We start from the raw sequence: 23499 nt of genomic DNA on the forward strand, positions 1-23499 counted from the left end.
GATGTTTTAGGAGCTCAATTATTGATTATTTAATTTTTTATAGCTTTAGTTCTTACCTTTTTTCCATCAACTCCTGTCTCTATTATGTAGACACCCTGAGCTATATTTGGAGAAATCGAAATCACATTTCTGCCACTTTCGATAATCGTCTTTTGGCTGAATACCAATTGACCGGTTACAGAATAAAGCTGCACATTTACTTCCTGCTTTTTGTCTGCATTAAGCTCTATGTTTAACGTCGTTGTAAAAGGATTTGGATAAATGCTGTTTTCGCTTTTTGAAACTTCTTCTAAAATAACTGGATCAGCAATTGTTCCTAGTACATTATTACCTTTAAAGACGAACGATTTAGAGGTGTCTTTTTTAGAAAATCCATCTCCCAGAGTAAATGACAACTCTTCTGTATCTTCACCAAAAATGGTTATGAAACTCAGCTCTTTTCCATTGATCATCTGATTTCTTGAAGCTCCTTTTAAAACTCCTTTCGAATCATATACAAACAATTCATCAAATCCTTTTGGAAGTAAAACAACTGCATTCATGTTTTGTGAATACTGTTTGAATTCTGATGCGATTGTTTCCTGTTGGCTGTTAGAAGCAGATTTTCCTGTTTTGCTTTTCTCTAAATTATCTGGATACTTAAAAGTTTGTTCTTTACTTGATTTAATCATGTAGCCTTTACCGGCTTCTAAGTATTTTAAAGTTCCGTTCCATCCAATGATAGGATCATAGATCGCAAACAAATTTTGAGATTTAATAACATCTCCGTCAGCAGCATCAAAATAAGCCAAAGCTTCATTTGTAGTTTGGTTAGATGCTAAAGGATAAGCAAGCCAGTTCCAGTTTTCTTTAATTGGAAAACTCCATGTTGCCACATCTACACTTTTTCCTTTAATTTTTAATGTCTGTTCTTCTGTTACATTTATTTTGTACATTTTAGAAGAAGAAAGTCCTCCGTTTGCACTTATAGTACCAGACCATCTGCTGTTTGCAGGATTTGAATTATCTTTAAAATAAGTATCCAGCAATGCAGGAGAATGACTTAAAATACGGTTAGAAGTTTCTAATTTTAAATTCTTCGTTAATGCATTTAAATCTGTAAAATTTTCGTCATTGGTATTTAAAGAAATCCATGTCCATCCTCTATTCAGTTTAATTTCTTGTTCTGCCAAGCCTGAGTTTATAAATATATAAGGTTTGCTTAAAGTTCCTAATACTTCGTTGTCCATAAAAGTAACAGATGGATTAGACTCAATAGAAGCTTCTAAAATTTTACCTTGAGAGGCATCCCAAATTTTAAATTTCAGATTTTCACCAGAATTTGTATTGCTGTAAACCGTTAAAAAGGCAAAATATTCCTTATAAGCGTCATTATATACGAGCTTTACAGATCCTCTAACTTCTTCATTATAAAAAGCAGCAATTTTATCATAAGAATCAACAGACAGTACGCCGTCAACTTTTATTTTTCCAATGATATTCATACTGTAATCAAAATGAGTCGGATCCACATTCCAATTAGGTTCTGGAGCTAATACTCTTAATTTAACCTGTAATTTTTGATCGTAGCCAAAATCAGTCTGTAAATATAAATTCTCCAGATATTCTCCTATAGCGACGTTTTCATCTAATACTGCTTTAATAGTTGTTTTGCTATTAGGATCAATTGATCCGGTTGTTTTACTTAAACTTAACCAGCTTGGTACATTATTAATCGTATAAGGCTGTTGTTTTCCTCCTTTGTTAACCAATGTAATTTCAAAAGTTTTGGTTTCACCGCTATTCTTTGTAAGGTCTACAATCTCATTATATCCTTCGGCAAACCAGCTCACTTCATTACGGTTAACATAAGCTGTCCAGGTAACCGGAGATTCCTGCATATTATTGGCACTGTCAAACATTCTGTGCACGGTAATATCTAAGATTTGTCCTTCTAATGATGCCCAATCTGTAATAACTGGTGCGATAATCATCTCGCCGTCTTTAATAACATTTGTGGTCACAAATTTAACCAGCTGACGTTCTGGTTTTATCGCCGGAGCATCATTTGAATAATTTACAGTACCACTGCTTAAAACTGCGTTGTTTACCACTACTGTCTGATTTGCATCTGCATGATAATATCTTGGTCCGTTTGCTGTAACTGGATCCGGAACATTCATTCGGGAGTATAACAACAATCCGATGCTTTCTACATCTACTTCATTATAACTGTCTCTGTTTATTTGTTCGACATTACGAAGTGTATTCCACAAACGGAATTCGTCTATTTTACCTGTAAAAGTACGGTCAACTGTTTCTTTACCCGAAAGATCTTTTGCTCCTCTTGCTCCAAGCCAAATTTTATTTCCAGAGAAACCTCCAATGGCTGTCATCACGTTTGAAGATACTAATTTTGTATCTACATAAGTTCGTAACGATCCTGTTCTATTGAACAATAAAGTGACATGATGCCATGCATTATCAGAAAGTGCGTTTGTTGTTAAGGCATACGACTGGCCTTCGCTTTTCAACAAAAGATTACCAGAAGTATTCATGTCAACAGACCATTTATTAGATAAGCCATTGCTTTGAATAACATCTGTTCCGTCTCCTTTTCCGTTTGAGAATATAGTTGCTTCCTGCGAAGTTCCTGTTTTAATCCAAAACTCCATAGTAGCGTCCATTTCTTTAGTTAGCTGAACAAAATTAACATTGTCCATAACTAGATATTGTCCGTTATTCAAGTCATAGGAAGTTCCTTTCGGTTTAATATCCCACGAAGCATTTACAGTTGCATGTTTAAATCTGGCCAAATCTTTTGCTAAAGCATCTCTTCCTTCATTCATTGGCCAATAACCAGCCAGATTAGCTTCATTGCCTATTAATTTAGCATACATTTTTGCATAAGATTCTTCTCTGCTTACTGTTTTATTCCATAAACGAAGATCATGCAAGTTTCCGGCAAATGTATTTCCTCCAACTACCAAAACATTATTATTGGCAAGTTGTGCATTTGCTTTACCGCTTTTAGAACCAATTTCAGTATCATCTTCAAAAATTCTGTAATCACCGTTACTGCTGTTATATGTAAAAGCATAGTGATGGAATAAATTATCGTTTTTGAATCCTCCTTGTACGGTAATATCTCCTAAGGTAAAGGAAATGTTCCCGCTGTTTAATCCGATATTTAAACCGCCGTCCTGCGAAATGATAGAAGCGCTTGAAGCTTTGGTTTCATTATTCAACCAGAATTCAAGACTTAAATTTCCTGAACTAATTTTAGGATTGTTGATTACTGCGGTATTACCGTTTCCTTCAAAATGTAAACTTACATTGTGATCGATTTTTAACTGATTCGTCTGTCCTTTTATTTCGATTGTGCTTACTGCCGGATTGTAAAAGATATTTTCGTTAAAACTTACTTTTAAATCTTCGCCCGCACTCAAAATACCATTTGTTGGCAGAGGTGTGCCAAATAACTGAGGCGCACTTAAATCAACAAGTCCAGAAATAATTTCAGAAATAAATTCTGTATTATTTGTACAAGTACTTCTGGCTCTAATTTGATAGTTCCCATTTGATAACTTTAAAGATGCGATATCAAAATTGTAAGTTAAACTCACTGCTGCACCTATAGATGAAATTTGAGTTTCATTATTTTTTACTGCTTCATCATAAAATTCAGGAGTACCGTAATACGTATGCAGACGAATCCAGTTTGGACTTGTGGCTAGTTTATACTCCAAATCAATTTTCTTGAAACTTTTAAACTTGGTGTTATAGCCCGTTAAATTTATTGCTAACGGTTTAGTTGATCCATCTGTATTAAAAGCTTTCTCTCTATTGTACACCCAGTTGTTTAATGGTGCGCTTACTGTTACGCTGGAACATGAAGGAACGAAACTGGCCGAAATAAATACTTCTGAACTTACATCTTCTCCGTCGCATAATGACTGAAGTCTGATTTTTATGTCCTTATAATCATAAATATCCGAAATAGATTTACCTAAAGTCAGTTTGTAAATAACTTCTTTTCCATAAGGCACGTGAACAATTGTACCATTTGGTTCGATATTAATTACAGCATTACTTGGATTTGTAGTATTATCGACTACTAATAAAAAGTTAGTATCAATTCCTGCTGCACTATTATTGGTAAGCTTTAATTCAAACTCAGCATTTTTATTTTCCGAAACATTACTAATATCATTATCCGTAACAGTAAGTACAGGAACTTCTACTTTCTGAGTACCAAAATTTAATGATTCACGTTTGTTTTCAGCCAGCTCTTCGATTACTTCAGCAGTATCACTGTAACTTGCTTTATTGTAAAAAATCGTCTTATCCTCTGTTTCATGCGGACATGATGTTTTACCTCCCTGCGTGATGAATATAGGGCCGTTACCATCAAATGCATCGACTACATTTACACTTAAAAAGTTCGCAGCATCATTGTCTTTAATGGTGTAACTTATGTTAGTTGTAGTAGTCTCTTCTTTTGACAGCGAAGAATTAATATCCTGCTGAAAAAATGCATTTGTAGTTGTTATAATCCCTACATTATTGACCTGAAAGCCCAGTTTTAATGCCAGCGACTCGTCTATTACAAGGTTGTATGAATAAGAATCTGTGTCAATAACACTAGTCTCTACAGTTTGGGTATAAGATCCTAAACCTGCATCAAACGAAATGTTTTTCTGGAAATTTTCGTCTAATAAGCCTTTAATTTCATTAGACTGATTAAGCTGATTAGTCAGTTTTTGTTTGGCCACAGGATCATTTACCTCATTATAAACGCTGTTAATTTTACTTTTAAAATTGTTTATAACAGTTGTTAAACCTGCTTTGTATGCTTCGGGAGTGTTTTTTGCTGCATATTTAGCTTTTTCATTATCTAAAATTATCTTTCTCCAAAGTCTTATCTTTTCAGCATATTGCTTTCTTTTATTTACATTTTCTGTTGAATTTGAATCTGGTCCATTCAAATTATTTGTAATAAAAAGTTCATATTCTGGTATTAACACATTTAAAATATGTTTTTGCGAATACATAAAAGTAGTTGGACTGGTGCGATTATTAAACATTAAAGCCTTTTGCTTACTTACATAAACCGGATTTAAAGCCGTTCCCAGATTTACATAAGCTCCATTTGGAATAGTACTTGAAACTTCAACATTATCAAAAGAACCATAAAATACATTTTTAGAATTCCCTATATACAAATCTCCATCAGACCCCACATAATCTGCAGCGTCACTGGTTGATATTGCTTTATTAAAAGTATAGGTGCTCGTAATGGTTTTACCGTCAGAAGAGGTATTATTAAGACCAACACCAACGTCACCACCATTTACTACTTCTGATTCTGTTTCTGGTGTAGGAACAATACCACCACTGATTACAAATTTGATTCCGGAGTTGATATTTACATTTTGGGTAAAACCTTCCTGATGCGCCAAAGATGCCTCTGATGTAAATGAAATACTTTGTCCTTTCTCTATCGTTGCAGAACTGTTTGATCCCGGCGGGTCTCTCAAAATTATAGCAGGAACATCTGGAGCTTCTGTAACAAAAGTCTGGCTTCCGTCTGATGCACCACCTAAAATAATTCCGGTATCATTAAAATTCTCAACCAGATAATCGACTTCATTTAATCGATATTTCAAACTGCTTTTTATTTCAAAAGGCGACGTAACAGAAGGAACTCCGCCTTTAAATGCGTATGTTAAAGTATTGCCTTCTGCTGTAATTGTTTCTGAATTCGGCAAAGCTAAATTATTAGTTTTTACCAATTCTCCATCTGTTACGGGTACTTTAACTTCGACAGCACTTCCTGAATCATTATTGGTGTAACGTTCAAAACGATTCATTACAATTTTATACGCCATAAACTGCGTATAAATTGGTTTTGCAAAATTTTCTGTAGATATTTTTGTTCCTCCAACGTCAACAGTCTTATCAGAAGTCTGCTCGATTACCTGCAATACCGGAGTTGATCTATAGGTAAAACTTTTCTCGTAATGGTACGGTTTCCCTGTTAATGTTTTATCTACATTATTTTCTTTATACTTAAATTCCGGCGTTTTAACAGCTGGTATTTGCGCGAAATCAAATGTTTCTGTAGTCCCTGTTTTTAATAAAGAAATGCTGTTATTGGTTTTAATTACCAAATCATTAGCTTCCAGATTATATTTTAAAGGCATTACCGTAATTCTGTATTCTCCCGACTTGTCATTAGTAGTATAACTATACTTTGTATAATGGGTGACATTGGCTCCTACTGGTGCATATCCTAAAGTAAAACCAGCTGTACCAATGTTGTTTTTAGCGCTGACTTCAAGATTTTTTGTAATTCCAGAGTCTACAATGCTTTTTATTACTGCACCTTCACCTCCAAAACCAATAGGTTTTTCTGCCTCTACAGAACCTCCCACAACTTTACCAACAACAGTAACTTTAGTAGTGTCTATAAAATAAACCGGCTCATTAGAATCTTCAAAAAACTCTTTAAATTCACTTGTAGATGCCGGAAAACGTCCATTATAAACAAATTGATGTCCGTCTTTTTTTATTGTGATATAATGCTTTCCAATAGGGACACTTATATCAAAATACCCTTTATCATCTGTAACCACCGGAATATTATTGGCATCGAGCACAATATTTCCGTCAATATATACATTTGCTCCTACTGTATTAATTTCAGCATAGCGATCTAAAAAATCATCAGATGGGCTTTCCAGTTTTCCACCATTTTTCCAGTATTTCCCTTTAGGAAATTTTTCTCCGTTGACTTCATAGTAGTTATATCCTTCATCCAGAATATTAGCTCCGCCATCAATCCATACATCATTTTTATTTTCAGTTTTTATACCATCTATCTCTCCATAAGATTTAAAAATTCCTCTTGTATCAAATGCTACGATACCTTTAAAACTAAACGAAGATTGGTCGATAAAATCAATTTTGTTCACGACTTCAGAACCTTGTCCTAAATAAACCAGCTGCTGATTAGCTTCAAATTTATGCTGACCGTACATTGGCGTAATGTTATACGATTCTCCTGTACCGGAATATTGTATCGCACTAATCTGATAATTTCCTTTACTGTCTGTTACACCTAAAACACCCAATTGAGATGTGGTTGGATAATTATCTGCTTCTGGAGCCCATACAACTTTATTGGCAGCTGCTGTACTGGTATCCCAAAGTTTACCGTGGTTTTCGTTATAATTAAATCCGTTACGAGATAAATCATAAGCATAGCTTCCTGCTTTTTCATTTGCTCTTAGATACGTGACCATTCTGGCATCGTTACCGCTTATGAATCTTGAATAGTCTGTTCTAATTACAGCAGATTCTAATGCCGCTTTCCAAATTCTTATTTCATCGATATAACTAGATTTTCCTCCTCCAACTTTAGCATTATCCCAAGTCACACCAGAAAGTTTTGTTGTGCCTGCAGGAATTGCTGCCTCAAAATAAGGAGCTTTGTAAGTTGCATCAACACCTTTCAATTTGCTGTCAGTTTCTGTTACGTAAGCTTGTGTAATCTGTCTTCCGTTAACATATAATAGGGGAGTCTGATTGTCATTAATTACTACAGAAAAGTGAACGAAAGATTTATTAAAGTCTGAAACAGGTACAAGTAAATCATTTCCTCTCGAGTTTAAATTACCAGAAGGGAAATAATTCTTTAATACATATTTGTTTCCGCCAATATTAACCTCTATTGATTTAGCAACCGGATTTAACTTCACTGTAATATCAAGGTTATCAGCACTTTTAGAACTAGAGATATTTAACAATCTAATAGCAGCTTCAGAATCACTTGCATAAGCTCCATTTGGTTTTACCCATGCCTGAAAAGTTGCCGAATTCGAAATTGTTGTACTTAAATCTTTAATATCTACAAAACCCAAAGCAGGAATACTCAAACCACTTCCTTTTGAACTATCACTACCGCTTGGAGTTGCTGTAACTACAACATCTTTTACAGGGTTTCCGCCTTTATAACTAATATTACCCGTTACAACAGCTGTAGGATTTCTGTATCCTATACCCGTAATATAAGTACTATACAATTCAGGAACTGAACTAACTCCTTGTGCTTCTACTTTATATTCGTACAGAACGCCTCCTTCTACATATTTATCTTCGTAAGTTGTTTCGGTGGCAGAAAGACCAACTACTAAATTGTATGGTAGATTTCCGGCTTCTGTATAAACTCTTCTGTATATTTTTATACTTTTTGCCAGATTTTGATTGGCCCTTAAATCCCAAGTAATTAAAACTTTATCTCCATAAAAACCTTTTGAAACACTAAAAGATTCTTCTGCAAAAGTTTTATACAAATACAAAGTACTCCACGGAAAACGAATATCCGCAGGATTTGTAACTCTTACTCCACTTTTATTTTGTCCCAAAAAAGGAAGACCAACCTGGATATTAAAACCATTTTTTTGAATAGCCTGTGATACGGGTACTATTTTAGCTCCACTCGTATTTTGAGCATAAAGTCCCGCTCCCAGAACAAACATTCCGAGAACCGCAATTATTTTTCTCATAATTACAGCTTTATAATTTAATGATATAGTTTACACCATAACTAACTGGTCTTGTTTCTGAACCTCCAAAATCAGCCGTTGAGCCACTTATATTATGTGTATGATTACCAGCATCTAGTACTGTTGCTGCAGAAGCGATATCGGGCTGACCAACATTGTCATCTGTTTGAATAGCTGTATACTTTCCTGTCATACTTAAAAGTTGATCATAATTTCCATTTTTATGGTTATGATTACCAGCGGTTTCGGTAGTTAGTGTACCTTTACCATGTAAATGGCTTTTTAAACTTTCATCTTGTGTTGCTTTTAAAAGAGGTCCAGCCTGATTATTTACAGTATTGGTTCCTGTACCTCTTAAAAACATACCCTGCAGGTTAGGAGCGTTATTTCCTACCATAGCAATCAAAGCTGTAGCGGTAGTTGGCAGTGGTGCTCCGTTACAAAGTGCCCATCCATCTGGAGCAGCAGTACCAATAAAAGGCATAATTGAACCTGTTGGAACACCGTTATTAGCAGAAATCGCATAAGGTACATGTCGCAGTTTTTCATCAGAAATAACTTCTGCGCCTTTTTGAATTCTAAGATAAGCGACATTATTCGCAAACAAACTACTATTAACCGATCCTGAATCAATTACATCAGAAAAAACTCCAAATACATCAGTTGTTAAATTTTTGTTGGTCGTGTAAATAACTTTTTCACTTTTTGAAGGATCTTGATAATAAAGTGTAAATGTAAAATTAATCGTCTGATTTGCTAACGCAGTATTGCTGGCATCCCTGGCAATACCCTGTACCGCTATTCCTGATTCAGTGAATGAACTTTGAGCGTAATTTGAGATTGTTGCACAGAAAAAACACAACATTAAAAGTAATTTTGATTTCATAGATATCATTTAAAAAATTAATAATTTGGACTGGTAAAAGATGTTTTTAGCATCTTATAATAAATGCCGAATTTATTTTAAAATAATTACTTTATTAAATAATAGGTAGAGACAAAACGAGGACAAATTAGTGTTTCCAAATTCACAAAAAACTAATTTACAAACACTTCGAAAAACCGGTCTTAGTTCCTTTTATAAAAACTGTTTTTAAACAAAAACTCCACACTCAATGTTTGAATGGTCATCAGCAATTCATGATCATTTCTCCAATTAAAGATGATTCTTCAAATTCAATTTAATCATTCGATATCTGTACTACAAATTGTAATTGTAGTAATAAGAAGACTTTTTTTGAAACTTTTTTCTTGCTTTTTGTTAAGATTTCTGTTGATTTTTTTTTAGTTAAACCATTTATTTTATAGTTTAGCAACTTAAAATAAGCCCCTTTTCCAAAATGATTTTCTGTACAAAAAAAGCCACACTGTTTTTTGTGTTATATGCCTTTGTTTTTTTTACAAAATTACACGCTCGAGAACTATCTTCTTCTTCTGATTTAATTAAAAATATTGAATCTATAATTCTCAAAGAAAAAAATACTAAAAAAGACACAATAGCATTAAAAAAACGTCTGTCTTATTTAAAGGAATCTTCTAATAAAAAATCCCATATTTTATATGATGCGCTTCTGGCAAATGGTTTTTCTACTTTTTTTGATAAAACAAATAAGAGAAGTGAATATTATTTTCTAAAATCAATAGAAGAAGCCAAAAAGCATAATGATCCTGCGCTCCTTATTTGGACGCAATTGAATTATTCGCAATACTTGTACTACTATTGTCAGATTGACAAACTAATTCCAATTGTACTTGAAACAATGGAAGAAAGTAATAAAATTGATCCCTTGGATATGATTTTGCCTCAGGAAACTTTTAAATTCTTTGGCTGGATCATGTCTACAGTAGAAGATGATTCTGCTATTAATTTCTATAAAAAATCGATGCAGTACCTGACAAAACCTTCTTCAGAATCTGCCGGGGTTTTAAATGCAATTGGAAACTGTTATCTTAGAAATAAAGATTTATCAAATGCAATGCGATACTTAAATGAATCTGAAGCAGTTGCATTAAAAATTGGTGACAGTATCAGATATGCAAAAATATTAGGTGATAAAGCACTCATTTATGAAAAAAAGGGAAATCTAAAAGCGGCTTCAGATCTTTTAAAGCAAGATATTTCTTATTCTAAAAAATTTAAAATTGATAGGAATGAGATGTATGCTTCTATATTATTTGCCAAAATTCTTTTAAAACTAAAAGATACAGCTCAACTTGAAAAAATTTTAGATAGAGCGGGAGAAATTGCAAGTTCAAAATCTTACTACAGAAGTTCACTTAAAGAGGTGATCGAATTAAAGCTTATTATTTTAAACGGCAAAAACTCTGCAAAAGAGTTAATATTAAGACGCCAGCTCAAATTGATTGAAGAATATTTACTGAAAACAGACGGTAATACCGTATTGCAAAGGTCCTATTGGCTTGTTCAGAAAAAAAAGCATGACGATAATACCAGAAAAATTCAACTGCAATTAGAACAAGAAGCAAGCATGAAGAAAATCTATATTATAATTTTACTCTTAACGATTGTATTAAGTTTTACGACTTACCATTCTTTAAATAAAAGACTAATATCCAAAAAAATAAAACTTGAAAATGATAAATTATTTTTTGAAAAGATGCTTAAGGATGCTAATTCTAATATAGATACTTATGCTGAATACCTCAAAAATAAAAATAAAAAGATATCAATTTTAGAAAATGAACTTAATGAACTTAAAAACTTTTCTTCTGAAAATATACAAGATGAAAACGGAAAACTTCAGGAAATATTGAACTCCCATTTAATGACAGATGAAAATTGGGGTGCTTTTAAAAGAGCGTTCATAAAACAACACGGTGATTTTTATAATACCATAATTGAAAATTTCCCAGAATTAAAAGAATCTAATCTTAAAATAATAATGCTTCAAAAATTAGATTTTAATAACTACGAAATGTCGAATTTATTAGGCGTAACGATTGATGCGATCAAAAAAAGCAAACAGCGATTAAAGAAAAAATTAGGAGATAAATATGATTTACTTTTTGAGATTATAGATAATAGATAGTTCGATACTAATAAAACAACTGGTATATTATTTGTGGACTTTGTGACTGATTATTGGAGAAAACGATCAAATTGACCATTCTTTTTCAGTTCTTCTATTTCTTTTCGATCAAATAGATGAAGTTCTTTAAGGAATTGATTCTTCTAATGCAAAGCTGCTAATGCTTGCTTGTAATTCTCTTTTTCCAGGTATTTCAGTTTTTTTTCCTAGATGTTCTTTTCCAAGAATGATTTCAAAGGCTCTGTGCTGCGACTGGTCGATCGACTCCTTAAAATCGACGGATTTTGACGATTTACAGGAACTTATAATTAAAAAAAGAAATGCTGCCAGTAAAATGCCAAACTTCATCTTATTATGGTTCAATTGGCTTCAGATGGAAAATTTACTGAGAATACAGAGTTGAAAATTATTTATTGTACTAACGTCCACTTAGTATATATCGAAGGCTATAAAGCAGTATAAAAGAAAAAAACCTGTAAATCTTTCGATTTGCAGGTTTTGCTACATATTCTGAATTTTTAAATTAAAAGCAAAAAAAAAGTCCTAATTTTCATTAGGACTTTTTTGTGGGGAGAGCAGGATTCGAACTTTATGTATTGAGATCCCGTCTTTATTACGTTTTTATAAATGTCTTGAACCTAATGCACCGATTCTGCACCCAAATTCAATTTTACTATTTCACCATTAAATCATTCACAAAATTTTAAGTACTAACGTATTAACAGACAGTAGTATTATACTTTTTGTTTTGCAAATATAAGCTCTTATATGATCATTGTGTTACATATCATCAATTTTATATTTGATAAAAACTAAAAACTAATAAAATCATAAAGGGATTTATTAATATTCTCGAACTCTGCGATTGTCTTAAAGCCTAGAAATGTATGTCTTCTCTTTTTATTATACCAATTTTCGATATATTCGTATACTTGTACTTTCATTTGTTTCCTCGATACAAGATCATTTCCAACAAGCAATTCAGCTTTAAAAAAATTAAAAAAACTTTCACATACTGCATTGTCAGTAGAATTTCCTCTACCACTCATACTTCGTCTAACCAATTTATTAGAGTCCAATGTATTGGTAAACATTTTATTTGCATATTGAACACCTCTATCGGAATGGAATATTAATTCTTTGGTAATTTTCCTATTTTTAACAGCCATTTTCCAAGCACGGAGAGTAGTTTGTCTGGTACTCATTCCATAGCTTAAACTCCATCCAATAATTTTCCTGTCAAATAAATCCATAATAATTGTGAGATACATAAAGCCTATGATAGTTTGTATGTATGTGATGTCTGAAACCCATGCACTAGCAGGCTCACCAACTGTGAATACTCTATTTAATAAATTTGGTGATACATAATGATTATGGTACGAATCAGTTGTTACCTTAAATTTTCTTTTAACTTTGCTGCGAAGACCTAGCATTTTCATGTAAAATTTTACTGACGGGTATTGTATTTTAAATCCCCTTCTTTGAAGTTCTTTTGTAATTTTAACACCGTCATATTTTTTCTTAAATTCATAAAATATAGATGTAATTTCTTCTTTATATAAAATTATTCGGGTTTCTGTATCTGAAAGCTCTTGTTTTTTTCGATTATAATATGTAGTTCTTGATACTTCTAATACGGTACACATTTTTATTATTGAAAATTTAGATTTATTATTTTCAATGAAATCTTTAGTCTTTACATAGCCTTGAGAAGCAGGTTCAGTTCCTTTTTTTAAAATTTCAAGTGTTATTTTTGAATCTTTAATTTTCTTTTCCAGGTTAGCAATTATGGTTTGCTCAGGAGTTAATCTTAAATAACCTGCTCCGCAAAAGCTTCCTGTTCCAAACTTTTTATATTCTTGTCGCCATCTGGATAAAATCTTTGCGGTTATTCCAAGCTCTTCTGCAATAAATTTAGTTTGACTCTTGCCTCGCTCATAAGTTTGTTTAACTGCGTTCTCTTTGAAAGTCCGATCATAAATTCTACGTTTTTTCATAGGCTTAAAGTTGGTAATTTATAATAGCATGCCCTTTATTGTAGATTTCAAGATATTCAAATATTTTATCACTCATCTGTTTTTTTGTTAGAAGAACCTTTAAATCTATGAGTCCAAATTTAAGGGAATTAAAAAAGCTCTCAGAAATAGCGTTGTCAGAATGATTTCCTTTGCGACTCATACTGCGTCTTATAAACTCGTATGAGTCTAATATATTACTTAACATCTTGTTAGTATATTGGATTCTTCGATCAGAATGAAATAGTAAATCCTTCTTTATTGGTCTATTTTGAACAGCCATTTCCCAACATGGTATAATAGTTTCTTTGATAGTTAATCCATTACTAAGGCTCCATCCAATAATTTTTCTGTCAAATAAATCCATAATAATAGTTAAGAATAAAAGCCCTTCAGCCGTTTGCATTTGACTTATCCCGGAGACCCAGACCATAGATGGATTTTCAACATTGAATTGCTGATTTAAAACATTAGGAAAAGCATACGGATTAGCGGTTAGAATTCTTTTAAATTTAGCATTTCTTCTAACTTTGCTAACCAGACCTAGTTTTTGCATATGTACAGAAACTTGGCCTGTTTTTATTTTAAAGCCTCTACTTTGTAATTCGGCAGCAATTTTTGAACATCCATATATTTCATGGTATTCAAAAAATATAGAAGTTATCTCTTCATGTAACAAATTTACTCTACGTTGTATTGTCGAAATTACCTGATTGTTCCAATTGTCATATGTAGTTTTTTCTGTACCTAAAACTTTACACATTTTTGTAATCGTGTACTTATCTGTATGGCTTTTAATAAAATCGTAAATTGTAAGTTTTCCACCAGAAGTATATTTACTTGCATTTTTAAAAATTTCAAGTTCAAGTTCTGATTCTTGAAGCTCATGTTTAAGTTTCCTTTTTAGTTTAGAAAATCGTTTTTGTTCTGGGTCTAATCTTGTGGAGCTACGACCACAAAAACTTAATGTTCCAAATTCAAGAAATTCCTGTCGCCATCGACTCATAAACGTAGTCCTAATACCAAGTTCTCTTGCACCTTTTGTGAGACCTACTTCAAATCCTAATTGGACTGCTTTCACTTTAAATTCTCGGTCGTAAAATTTACGTTTTTCCATCTCTTAAAGTTTAAGTTCTATTCTTATGTGAATTTACGAAATATAATAGTGCTGATATATAATGATTTAAAGTTAATTTATGTGTACTAAAAAGTAAGCTTAACGGGATATGTCGTTTCATAAGATCAGACATTTAAATTAATAAGAAAAGTTGAAATATTACTAACTTTTTGTATCTTAGAGTAAAAGCTATTTTTATGGAAGTTAAGGTTGAACTATTAGAAAAAGCGCTCAAAATTCTGGCCCAAAATGCTGGCAAGTCGAACACGTTAGAAGAATTAACAATGGCTGTAATTCCGAATGACCTCTTAAATCACGATATTTCGTCTGAAAGAGAATATCAAGCTCAAGTTTTAAACGCACTTACTAGTTTAGAAAATGGATGGTATGATAGAATTAAATTCAGATAATGATACAAGCTCTATTACTTTGGAAGGAATTTCAAGAGTACAAAAGCAAAATTTTATTTTCAATATCTTTAATGATGTGTTTTTTGCATTAAGAAATAAGACAAGAATCATCCTAATTTTACAAGCCTGTTCAAATTACATAATATAATCTTTAAAATCAGATGGACCATCGAAATACGATTAATTAATTTTAAAAAATAGCAAAAGAGCAAATATTTCTATTTGCTCCTTTTTGTAATGATATATACTTTAATTAGACAAATACCTTCGTAAAGTCACTTTTTAAAAGTGGTAACCTGGGTATATTATTATCTTAAAAATTATCGAAAAAGAGAAAACTCCAATACTTGTCTATAATCTGGAAGTTGATGGTAATCATAATTATTTTGTTAGATAATTTTTTAAAGCATTTTCCCGTGTCATTTATAAATGAAGGCATTACAATCGAACACCTAATTCCTATATTTTTATTGATAAGCTTAGTAAAAATCTCTAATTTCTTATTTATATGAGGTTGAAGTGTATACTTATTTATTATACAGTTCTTTTAAATAGAAAAGGCCATTTTATTTTTTTAGATTTTATTTCATATTTTTATTCTAAAAATGAAAATATAACTTTTAAAATTATCGAAAGGTGTTCGACTGTCGAACACCTTCTTTCACTATAAATGATTAATTTTTTAATACAATATTTTCATACGATTGGAACGGAGAAAGAGGGATTCGAACAAAAATGTAACATCCCGCTTTTATACTGCATTTTAATATTTTTTTCTGAACTGTGCCACGAATCTGCCACGGAAATTTTCAGTGTTTTTATAAATATTGAAAAGTTCCGGAGCGGATTATCAGTTTAAATAATATTGTAATTCTTAATTGATTGAAAGGACAAATTTATGCATTTTTGTAACATACTAGACAAAATGTTAAACAAAACAATTAAGTATAACGGAAATGGAGTTGAAGAGTAAATTAAGTTAAGATTATAGTGTTCTTTCTAATTCTCCAGTTTTTGTTATCACATCCATATTGGATATGTATGAAAAAGCTTTATATCTTTAATGAAGTTTAAAATACCTAAACTTTGTCATCGTTTTTTTATTTTTCTGATTTTTAGATTATTTTTCAGGTAATAAAATCAAATGTAGAATTAATATAATCTTTTATGGATACATTCGCTGAAGACTACAGAAACTTGCAGTTTGCCAGTATGAGTGCGATGAGGAGCTGCACGTGCATTATCATGCTGAATAAGACCAGCTATAAAGCCCATGGAACAGGCGTGTTTATTCAGATTCAGAATCACTATTTCCTTGTATCGGCCGCCCATGTTATGGACAAACACGGAGAGTTTTTCATTTTTCTGTCACAGGAGAAAGAGATAATATATCCAGGGGGTGATACCTACATCAATCGAACAGAGAATCGCGAAAAGGACGAGCTAGATATTGCAGTCCTCCGATTGGACGACGACTGTCTGCCGCATATCAAGAGATCTTATAGTTTTGTGCAGGCCGAGGATCTAGCCATCAACCACATCTTCCAGCCTTGGGAATATTACTCTTTTCTGGGATTTCCCGCCAGCAAGGCAAAAGTCAAATATAAAACCGACATTTTCGGCATCACCATGCTATTTCATCTCACAGCTCCCATAGGAGCTGAATATTACGAAGAGTTTGGGCGAAATCCTTATGTAAATGTTGTGGCGACGTATAATAAAAAACAGGTGTATGACGGCAGAAAAGGAACTTATGGCACAGGTCCGGACCTTTATGGCATCAGCGGTTGCGGGTTGTGGTTCAGCGATCCTTCAGATTTGACAACTGGAATCATAAAGCCCAAACTAACGGCGATAATGACTGACTGGTTCACTAAGAACAAAAATATAATCATAGGTACCCGCATTGATGTTGTGACAGGATTGATCAACAAGTTTCTGGATATTGATTTTCCGGAATCGAGGATTGTAAGGATAAATTGAAGTGCGGCCTATTGGTACAATCCATGCTGTTTTTGTTTTTTGTTCCGGCAGTTTTCAAAAGAATATAGGAAAAAAGAATCTAACCAGTGGACCGTTTGTAGATGTAGAGTACTTCAAAACATGAAAGGCGGACAAAGGGAATCGGAATCTGTTATTCGCAGCATGTGGTGGACTGGACAGTATAATTTACCCTGTTTCGAATTGAATATGCTGCGTTAAAATCCTTTCAAACAGCTAAAAAAGGAAGTCTTATATTCTATTCTAATACTATTAAATAAATTAAATCTGCTCTGTTAAGAAAAGAGTTATTAACATGTGCTGATATTTTTGAAGCAGGAAAAGCCAGGAAAGATTTATCTTAGCAACAGCATATTTAATTTTTTAAAGGGCATTATGTATAAAGTAAGAAATTTCAGTTCGGCTTCAGAGTTTTTAGATACTAACGGGGACTATATTTACGCAAATCCGATGGAACATGTTCTTTTGATAAATGTTATAGAAGGGGTGAGGCATAATATGCTCCGCGTATTTCAGGCCTTTAATATAGAATCAGAAATAGATGGTACTCTGGTTATGGTATTTGTTGTGGACGGTAATTGCCTGATTTACAGCAGGCAGTATGATGAGGCTTATCTTGATATATTAGCAAGCGAGCTCCCATTTGATAAACTTAAAGACCTTGTATTTGCTGGAGATAAGAAGACAATTGAAAATTTGCTTTTATTTAAAAGTCTGCATTTTGAATTGGAAAAGCATCTGGTTATATATAGATGTGAAAAACTAAATCCTAAGTTTAGAGTTAGCGAAGGTCGCATGCGTTTAGCCGATCAAAATGAAGCGCAAGCGCTCATAAAACTAAGTCTTGATTTTACAGAGCAGTATGAAGGGATAAGGGAAAGCCCTTTCGAGATGAAAGCAGCTGTTGAAAAAGAAATAAGAGAAAAAATCCTATTCGTTTGGGAAGCGGATGGCATCTGTGGGTTAGCTGTTGAGATGAACAGGCAATCATTCGACTATCCTGAAATTGGAAAACTTTATACAGTGCCTGAAAAAACCGGACAAGGATTTGCGAGTTCTCTTCTTTATAAACTTACGGAAAAGATTCTGTCTGAGCATCCTTTTTGCATGCTCTACACCAAAGGAAACAACCTGGCATCAAATCGGGCCTGCATTAAGGCTGGTTATATGCCCATAGCTGATTATGCCCGTTTTGTGATTAAGGGGGATGCATAGATATATTTGTTGAAAAAACCTTTAAGATATTAACCATGAGAAAGTGAGAGTAAAACTTAAATTTTTAAAAGAATACATCTCTATCCGGAAAGTTCATTTTGCAGTTTGCTTTGATTTCATGAGAACTAGCAAAATTAATTTTGAAGATCTAAATATTTCATCTTTAGATGAGAATTTTAAAACTGAAAAAAGCTTTTATAATCATTTTGTAAGACCAATAGATTTCGTCGACTTAGGAACCAAACAAAGCTGGATTGCTGGAAAAACAATTTTAAGCTTTGACCCAAACAAAAAGAAAAGTTACCATTTTGATGATGAAGAGAGTAAATATGAATCATTTATAATTGGATATGAGGATGATGGAAATGAAAAACTTTTAGACTGCGAAAAGACCAATGACAAATATTTTATTACTACTTATTTTAAGAAAGAAGTATTAAATAAATATTACAATGAGCCATTGAAATATAAGGTTGATGGATGGCGCGTTAGTTCAAACTTTTTTTCTTTAAAAATAGATAACAACATTGAAGATTATGTAGCTGTATTTTTGGTGGAACTTTCTTCGTTGCCACATAAAGAACAGTTGCACTGGAAACAATACAATATTGCTCCGCAGAAGGGAATCAGTGCCACATATTACAAAACTATGGTTGAAGGAAACTGGGTGCAGCAGCCGGAAACAGCTGACCTGCTATTTAAACACCAATATGTAAAATTTAATAATGAATGGGAAAAGAAATTTGGCTGGAAATTTTATAAAGAACTTGCTTCTGAAGACCAGCATCTTTTTACTTCACTGCACATGCCGACCAGTAATAATGTAAAAGCCTTCAGTGAGCAGATGTTAACAGTAATAAAGCTTACAATTGACAGGTTAAACGAGGCTGGGCTTCAAAAGAATATTGTTCTGGAAAAAAATGATCGCGGAATTACAAAGCTGGAAAAGTTTTTAAAACAGCCGATATCGAAATTCCCGATATGATACTTTTTTTAAGGAATCTTTACGACTTACGTTCAGGCTTATTTGCCCATACTTTTAGCAATTCTAATAAGGCTTGTGTAAAAGCTATAAAGTATTTTAATATCACAAATGACAACTATACTGAGGTGGCAAAGGACATATTTATTAAATCAATTTACACCCTTAAGACATTGGAAAAAGTTTTTCTAAGAGATGATCAAAATGATGAAGTGATAGACTTAGAATTAAAAGATTTAAATGACTAAAAAAATCACTAATAAATAGTTTCAATCTTTTCTTTTTCATATTTTTACTCAAACTATTGAGAGCCTAATTTTGTACTGTACCTATGAGTGTACCAAGTTTTAAAAAACGCTGAAAACACCAGTTAATACTGAGATTTATAAACGGTTAGCGGGACCTCTTTCTCCGCTGAATAAAAAACCCCTGTAAACACAGGGGTTTTTCTCGTTTTGGGCGGAGCCAAAAACTCCTGAACCTACTTTATGTTTAATATACTAAACTTCGGATTTCAGTGCAATTACTGTGATTAAAAATTATTTGTATTTATAAATCAAGGCATTCGATAGATTAATTATACTTTTAAGGTGTACCAATTTTTGGTTTACAAATCCACTTAATTTACATGTGCATTATAAACTTTTTAATACATCTTACGAAAAAAAAGTTATTAAACAAAAACTCGCACCGGTGGTGCGAGTTTTTGTTTTCTTATAACTTGAGATAAGGTAGAAACTGCTAATTTTAAGACTTTACAACCTCTACATGTGTATATTTCCAACAATCTTCAAGTGCATCAACTACACGGCAGCGCTCCTGCAATATTTTAGCGCTGAACAGCCATTATTCATCTCCTATTTTACATTGTAAAAAAGTATGGGGCATTTCCTGAAAAAGAAAGGCCCCCATATTGTAAATTATATTTATCGAACAACAAAGATATCCTTAACATTTAGGCGGTCCTAAAAACAATGACCTGTCGCGCAGGAAAGCCGCAGTCCAGATCCAGACCAATGGTATGCTGAGGCTCAACAGAGATCAATATCATACAGATTGGGGAAATAAAATACATTGTTTAAAAGATTGCTTAACTTATAATATTTCATTTGCCAATTGCTTTTTACCCCATTGATGAATGTGATCAATAAACGGGATTAGCTCTAATCCTGTCTCACTTAATGAATATTCAACTTTCGGCGGAACCTCGTGATACATTTTGCGGATAATCAATTGATCAACCTCCAGTTCTCTCAGGGTCTGGGTAAGCATTTTAGTGGTAATATCAGGCAGCGTCCTGCTTAATTCTCCATATCGCAAAACCTTTTGCATACCTAAATGCCAAAGGATTCGGCCTTTATATTTCCCGCCAATACGTTTAAAAGCATATTCTACGCCACATTTCTGAACGCATTCGGGAATTTCGGATTTATTTTTCATCTTATTATTAATGTAACAAATTGATAATCAGCAACACATACTTTTTAGTATGTAGCATACTTATAAGTACATACTTGACAAAGATAATCAAACATACTAATTTTGTTACCAGAAGACAGATAATTGTCAATAAAAATATAGTTAATATGAAAAAAACTGAAAATATATCAGCAACACATGATACCCCGTCAGTAATGAAGGCTATCCGTCAACACGAGTTCGGTGGCCCTGAAGTGCTTCGTTATGAAGATGCGCCAGTTCCTGAGCTTATACCCGGAGAAGTACGTATTCGTGTCCATGCGATTGGACTTAATCCTCCAGATTGGTATCTCCGCGACGGGTATAAAATGCTTCCACCCGAGTGGCAGCCACAAGTGCCATTTCCCGTGATCCTTGGCACAGATATTTCGGGCGTGATTGAGGAAGTCGCCGACGATGTTAAGGGCTTCGCTGTTGGTGATGAAGTATATTCCATGGTTCGTTTTCCCAGCTTTGGACCCAGTAAGGCCTATGCAGAATACGTTACTGCCCCTGCTTCGGAAATTGCTCTTAAACCAGAGGGTATTGACCATATACATGCTGCTGCCGCACCAATGTCATTACTTACAGCGTGGCAATTCATGATTGATCAAGGCCATGATGTACAAAACCCGCTACAACCCAACCGACACGAACCGGTAGCTCTGGAAGGCAAAAGAGTGCTCGTTAATGGTGCCGGCGGCGGTGTTGGACACTTCGCAGTACAGCTGGCAAAATGGAAGGGCGCCTATGTGATAGCTGTTGCATCTACTAAGCATGAGGTGTTTCTAAGGGATCTTGCCGTAGACGAATTCATAGACTATACTAAAACCGTTGCCGAAGATACGGTACATGATATCGATCTTGTCATTGATTCGGTCGGCGGGCCAACTACCGGTCGTTTTTTGCGCACATTAAAACGTGGGGGCGCTTTGTTTCCGATATTTCCATTAGGATTTTCAGATTCAGAAGAAGCGGAAAGGCTTGGCGTAAAAGTCTCGGCAACCCAGGTACGTTCAAGTGGAGCCCAACTATTAGAAGTAGGAGAACTGCTCAATAATGGAACGGTTCGCGTTGCAGTTGACAGCATATATCCGCTTTCTGATGCCGGAAAAGCGCATGAACGTGCGGGTAAAGGAAATATTCAAGGCAAGATCGTTCTTACTGTTGCGTAAAGTGAATATTGTTGCAAGCCCATAGCTGCTAACTTGCCAATCGCTGTTTAGCTAATAATGTAACAAGTGGAGCCCAACTATTAGAAGTAGGAGAACTGCTCAATAATGGAACGGTTCGCGTTGCAGTTGACAGCATATATCCGCTTTCTGATGCCGGAAAAGCGCATGAACGTGCGGGTAAAGGAAATATTCAAGGCAAGATCGTTCTTACTGTTGCGTAAAGTGAATATTGTTGCAAGCCCATAGCTGCTAACTTGCCAATCGCTGTTTAGCTAATAATGTAAAAGGAAATATATTATGAATATTGAAGAAATAAAAGATAGGCTGGCGCTCAAAGAATTAGTCGATCGTGTATCTGTGCTGGGTGACAGGAAAGATTTTCATGCCCAAGTACAACTCTTTACTGAGAATGCGATTTCAGAAACCTTTGCGGGCGTTAATGAAATTTTAAAATTAAAAGGGCGAAAAGAAATGGAAAGCGCCTTTGAAAGTTTTCTTAGCGAAATTGAAATTGTATATCATTTCAATGGCCAGCAGGTAGTTGTGATAGATGGAGACGCGGCTACTGGTACCTGTTATTGTCTTATAACATTAATTGGGGATGAGGGAGGAAAAAAATTGAAAACCACAATCGGCGCAATTTATTATGATGATTACATACGAGAGGAAAACCGTTGGCTTATAGCCAAAAGGATAGGGAATTTCGACTGGCAGGAAAAAACCGAGGCCTGACAATAAAAAAGGGTTGCTAATACCTTAGCAACCTCTTTTTATTCTGTTGATATGAACACCTCGCTTTTTATGTACTAGATGTTGCCTTGCTAACTACCTTATAACTGGATAATCATTTTAGCATAGTTGAAAATTGATCAATTGGTAGACGAACTTTTGGCATTGAAGCCAGATAATCGTTTGCAGTATCACGATATCCTAGGGAGATAATCACTGAAGCGTGAAGATTCTTTCCTGTTAAACCTAAAATATCATTAAATAGTTGTGGATCAAAACCTTCCATAGGTGTAGCGTCTACTTGAAGTTCAGCAGCTGCGATTAAGGCAGTTCCTAACCCAATATAGGCTTGTTTGCTAGACCAAATCGCGTTTTGTTCGGGAGTTTGAGCAGAAAAATGAGAGATTAGGGTATCTCTGTAATCGTTAAGCATTCCTATTTCCAAATTTCGTTGTTTTTCCATCATTGCAACGTAATCTGCTATATACTCGCTGGTTATATTGTTAAATGCAGCAAAAACCAGCAAATGGGAAGAAGCCTGAATCTGAGAATTGAACGAGCCCTCCGCTAATTTTTGTCGTATTTCTGGATTTGTTACCACAATCAGGCGGTAAGGCTGTATCCCGCAGGAAGAAGCGCTGAGGTTGACGGCTTCAATAATTTGGTCAATCTTGTCTTCACTAACCAATTCATCTTTGTATTTCTTAACAGCATATCGCCATTGTAAATTTTTGATCAATTCCATATTTATATAATTTTAGTGCAAATCTATATCAGTTATGTGTATATTTGTCA

General features: G+C 33.8%; 16 protein-coding genes and 1 pseudogene. 10 read left to right on the forward strand and 7 right to left on the reverse strand.

Translation table 11 applies throughout. The annotated features are described in order from the left end of the window. Positions 1-29: 29 nt before the first annotated feature. Entirely contained in the window at positions 30-8549 is an 8520-nt protein-coding gene (locus B0A68_RS10595) for a LamG-like jellyroll fold domain-containing protein (protein ID WP_035688543.1), read from the reverse strand. Positions 8550-8559: 10 nt separating this feature from the next. Then, on the reverse strand, positions 8560-9435 hold the full coding sequence (locus tag B0A68_RS10600) for a tail fiber protein (RefSeq protein WP_035688545.1): 876 nt from the start codon (positions 9433-9435) through the stop codon (positions 8560-8562). A gap of 454 nt (positions 9436-9889) precedes the next feature. On the opposite strand from B0A68_RS10600, the gene B0A68_RS10605 reads away from it, so the two are divergent. Next, positions 9890-11599 carry a tetratricopeptide repeat protein gene (locus B0A68_RS10605; RefSeq protein WP_035688547.1) on the forward strand — a complete coding sequence of 570 codons (1710 nt, stop codon included), beginning with the start codon at positions 9890-9892 and terminating at the stop codon, positions 11597-11599. A 126-nt stretch (positions 11600-11725) separates the two neighbouring features. On the opposite strand, the gene B0A68_RS10610 is transcribed toward B0A68_RS10605, so the two are convergent. From B0A68_RS10610 to B0A68_RS10620, 3 genes are all read right to left on the reverse strand, one after another. Further along, entirely contained in the window at positions 11726-11947 is a 222-nt protein-coding gene (locus tag B0A68_RS10610; RefSeq protein ID WP_035688549.1) for a hypothetical protein, read from the reverse strand. A 464-nt stretch (positions 11948-12411) separates the two neighbouring features. Next, entirely contained in the window at positions 12412-13599 is a 1188-nt protein-coding gene (locus B0A68_RS10615; RefSeq protein WP_084679156.1) for an IS3 family transposase, read from the reverse strand. A 4-nt stretch (positions 13600-13603) separates the two neighbouring features. Continuing rightward, complete coding sequence (locus tag B0A68_RS10620; protein WP_035688551.1) at positions 13604-14734, reverse strand: IS3 family transposase; 1131 nt, start codon at positions 14732-14734, stop codon at positions 13604-13606. Between the two features lie 197 nt (positions 14735-14931). On the opposite strand from B0A68_RS10620, the gene B0A68_RS10625 reads away from it, so the two are divergent. The 6 genes from B0A68_RS10625 (at position 14932) to B0A68_RS24445 (ending at position 19590) form a co-directional block, all read left to right on the forward strand. Beyond that, the gene (locus tag B0A68_RS10625; RefSeq protein WP_035688553.1) at positions 14932-15144 is read left to right on the forward strand and encodes a hypothetical protein; all 213 of its coding nucleotides are present in this window, start codon (positions 14932-14934) and stop codon (positions 15142-15144) included. Positions 15145-15487: 343 nt separating this feature from the next. Further along, the gene (locus tag B0A68_RS24840; RefSeq protein ID WP_394332273.1) at positions 15488-15541 is read left to right on the forward strand and encodes a hypothetical protein; all 54 of its coding nucleotides are present in this window, start codon (positions 15488-15490) and stop codon (positions 15539-15541) included. Between the two features lie 770 nt (positions 15542-16311). Then, complete coding sequence (locus B0A68_RS10635) at positions 16312-17127, forward strand: hypothetical protein (protein WP_123947494.1); 816 nt, start codon at positions 16312-16314, stop codon at positions 17125-17127. A 393-nt stretch (positions 17128-17520) separates the two neighbouring features. Then, positions 17521-18360: a GNAT family N-acetyltransferase gene (locus tag B0A68_RS10640; RefSeq protein WP_035688557.1), complete on the forward strand. Its 840-nt coding sequence runs from the start codon at positions 17521-17523 to the stop codon at positions 18358-18360. A gap of 118 nt (positions 18361-18478) precedes the next feature. Then, on the forward strand, positions 18479-19345 hold the full coding sequence (locus B0A68_RS10645; protein ID WP_051892826.1) for a hypothetical protein: 867 nt from the start codon (positions 18479-18481) through the stop codon (positions 19343-19345). Further along, the gene (locus B0A68_RS24445; RefSeq protein WP_051892828.1) at positions 19342-19590 is read left to right on the forward strand and encodes a hypothetical protein; all 249 of its coding nucleotides are present in this window, start codon (positions 19342-19344) and stop codon (positions 19588-19590) included. Before B0A68_RS10645 ends, B0A68_RS24445 begins: the two co-directional genes overlap by 4 nt. A gap of 847 nt (positions 19591-20437) precedes the next feature. Here B0A68_RS24445 and B0A68_RS10655 read toward each other — a convergent pair. Then, positions 20438-20782 carry a winged helix-turn-helix transcriptional regulator gene (locus B0A68_RS10655; RefSeq protein WP_035688559.1) on the reverse strand — a complete coding sequence of 115 codons (345 nt, stop codon included), beginning with the start codon at positions 20780-20782 and terminating at the stop codon, positions 20438-20440. Positions 20783-20928: 146 nt separating this feature from the next. Here B0A68_RS10655 and B0A68_RS10660 point away from each other — a divergent pair, with 146 nt between their 5' ends. The 3 genes and pseudogenes from B0A68_RS10660 (at position 20929) to B0A68_RS10670 (ending at position 22707) form a co-directional block, all read left to right on the forward strand. Beyond that, entirely contained in the window at positions 20929-21975 is a 1047-nt protein-coding gene (locus B0A68_RS10660) for an NADP-dependent oxidoreductase (RefSeq protein ID WP_205623799.1), read from the forward strand. Positions 21976-22052: 77 nt separating this feature from the next. Next, positions 22053-22196: pseudogene (locus tag B0A68_RS24845) on the forward strand (zinc-binding dehydrogenase); the annotation flags it as partial. Positions 22197-22272: 76 nt separating this feature from the next. Further along, positions 22273-22707 carry a nuclear transport factor 2 family protein gene (locus B0A68_RS10670; protein WP_035688561.1) on the forward strand — a complete coding sequence of 145 codons (435 nt, stop codon included), beginning with the start codon at positions 22273-22275 and terminating at the stop codon, positions 22705-22707. Positions 22708-22819: 112 nt separating this feature from the next. Here the strand turns inward: B0A68_RS10670 and B0A68_RS10675 are convergent, their stop codons facing one another. Continuing rightward, positions 22820-23449 carry a nitroreductase family protein gene (locus B0A68_RS10675; protein WP_035688563.1) on the reverse strand — a complete coding sequence of 210 codons (630 nt, stop codon included), beginning with the start codon at positions 23447-23449 and terminating at the stop codon, positions 22820-22822. Between the last annotated feature and the right edge of the window lie 50 nt (positions 23450-23499).

This window comes from Flavobacterium reichenbachii (assembly GCF_002217435.1).
Lineage (GTDB): Bacteria > Bacteroidota > Bacteroidia > Flavobacteriales > Flavobacteriaceae > Flavobacterium > Flavobacterium reichenbachii.

Excerpts from the sequence above, each read along its gene's own strand:
- B0A68_RS10595 (WP_035688543.1), bottom strand. The coding sequence starts at position 8,549 with ATGAGAAAAATAATTGCGGTTCTCGGAATGTTTGTTCTGGGAGCGGGA.
- B0A68_RS10600 (WP_035688545.1), bottom strand. The coding sequence starts at position 9,435 with ATGAAATCAAAATTACTTTTAATGTTGTGTTTTTTCTGTGCAACAATC.
- B0A68_RS10605 (WP_035688547.1), top strand. The coding sequence starts at position 9,890 with ATGATTTTCTGTACAAAAAAAGCCACACTGTTTTTTGTGTTATATGCC.
- B0A68_RS10610 (WP_035688549.1), bottom strand. The coding sequence starts at position 11,947 with ATGAAGTTTGGCATTTTACTGGCAGCATTTCTTTTTTTAATTATAAGT.
- B0A68_RS10615 (WP_084679156.1), bottom strand. The coding sequence starts at position 13,599 with ATGAAAAAACGTAGAATTTATGATCGGACTTTCAAAGAGAACGCAGTT.
- B0A68_RS10620 (WP_035688551.1), bottom strand. The coding sequence starts at position 14,734 with ATGGAAAAACGTAAATTTTACGACCGAGAATTTAAAGTGAAAGCAGTC.
- B0A68_RS10625 (WP_035688553.1), top strand. The coding sequence starts at position 14,932 with ATGGAAGTTAAGGTTGAACTATTAGAAAAAGCGCTCAAAATTCTGGCC.
- B0A68_RS10635 (WP_123947494.1), top strand. The coding sequence starts at position 16,312 with ATGGATACATTCGCTGAAGACTACAGAAACTTGCAGTTTGCCAGTATG.
- B0A68_RS10640 (WP_035688557.1), top strand. The coding sequence starts at position 17,521 with ATGTATAAAGTAAGAAATTTCAGTTCGGCTTCAGAGTTTTTAGATACT.
- B0A68_RS10645 (WP_051892826.1), top strand. The coding sequence starts at position 18,479 with ATGAGAACTAGCAAAATTAATTTTGAAGATCTAAATATTTCATCTTTA.
- B0A68_RS24445 (WP_051892828.1), top strand. The coding sequence starts at position 19,342 with ATGATACTTTTTTTAAGGAATCTTTACGACTTACGTTCAGGCTTATTT.
- B0A68_RS10655 (WP_035688559.1), bottom strand. The coding sequence starts at position 20,782 with ATGAAAAATAAATCCGAAATTCCCGAATGCGTTCAGAAATGTGGCGTA.
- B0A68_RS10660 (WP_205623799.1), top strand. The coding sequence starts at position 20,929 with ATGAAAAAAACTGAAAATATATCAGCAACACATGATACCCCGTCAGTA.
- B0A68_RS10670 (WP_035688561.1), top strand. The coding sequence starts at position 22,273 with ATGAATATTGAAGAAATAAAAGATAGGCTGGCGCTCAAAGAATTAGTC.
- B0A68_RS10675 (WP_035688563.1), bottom strand. The coding sequence starts at position 23,449 with ATGGAATTGATCAAAAATTTACAATGGCGATATGCTGTTAAGAAATAC.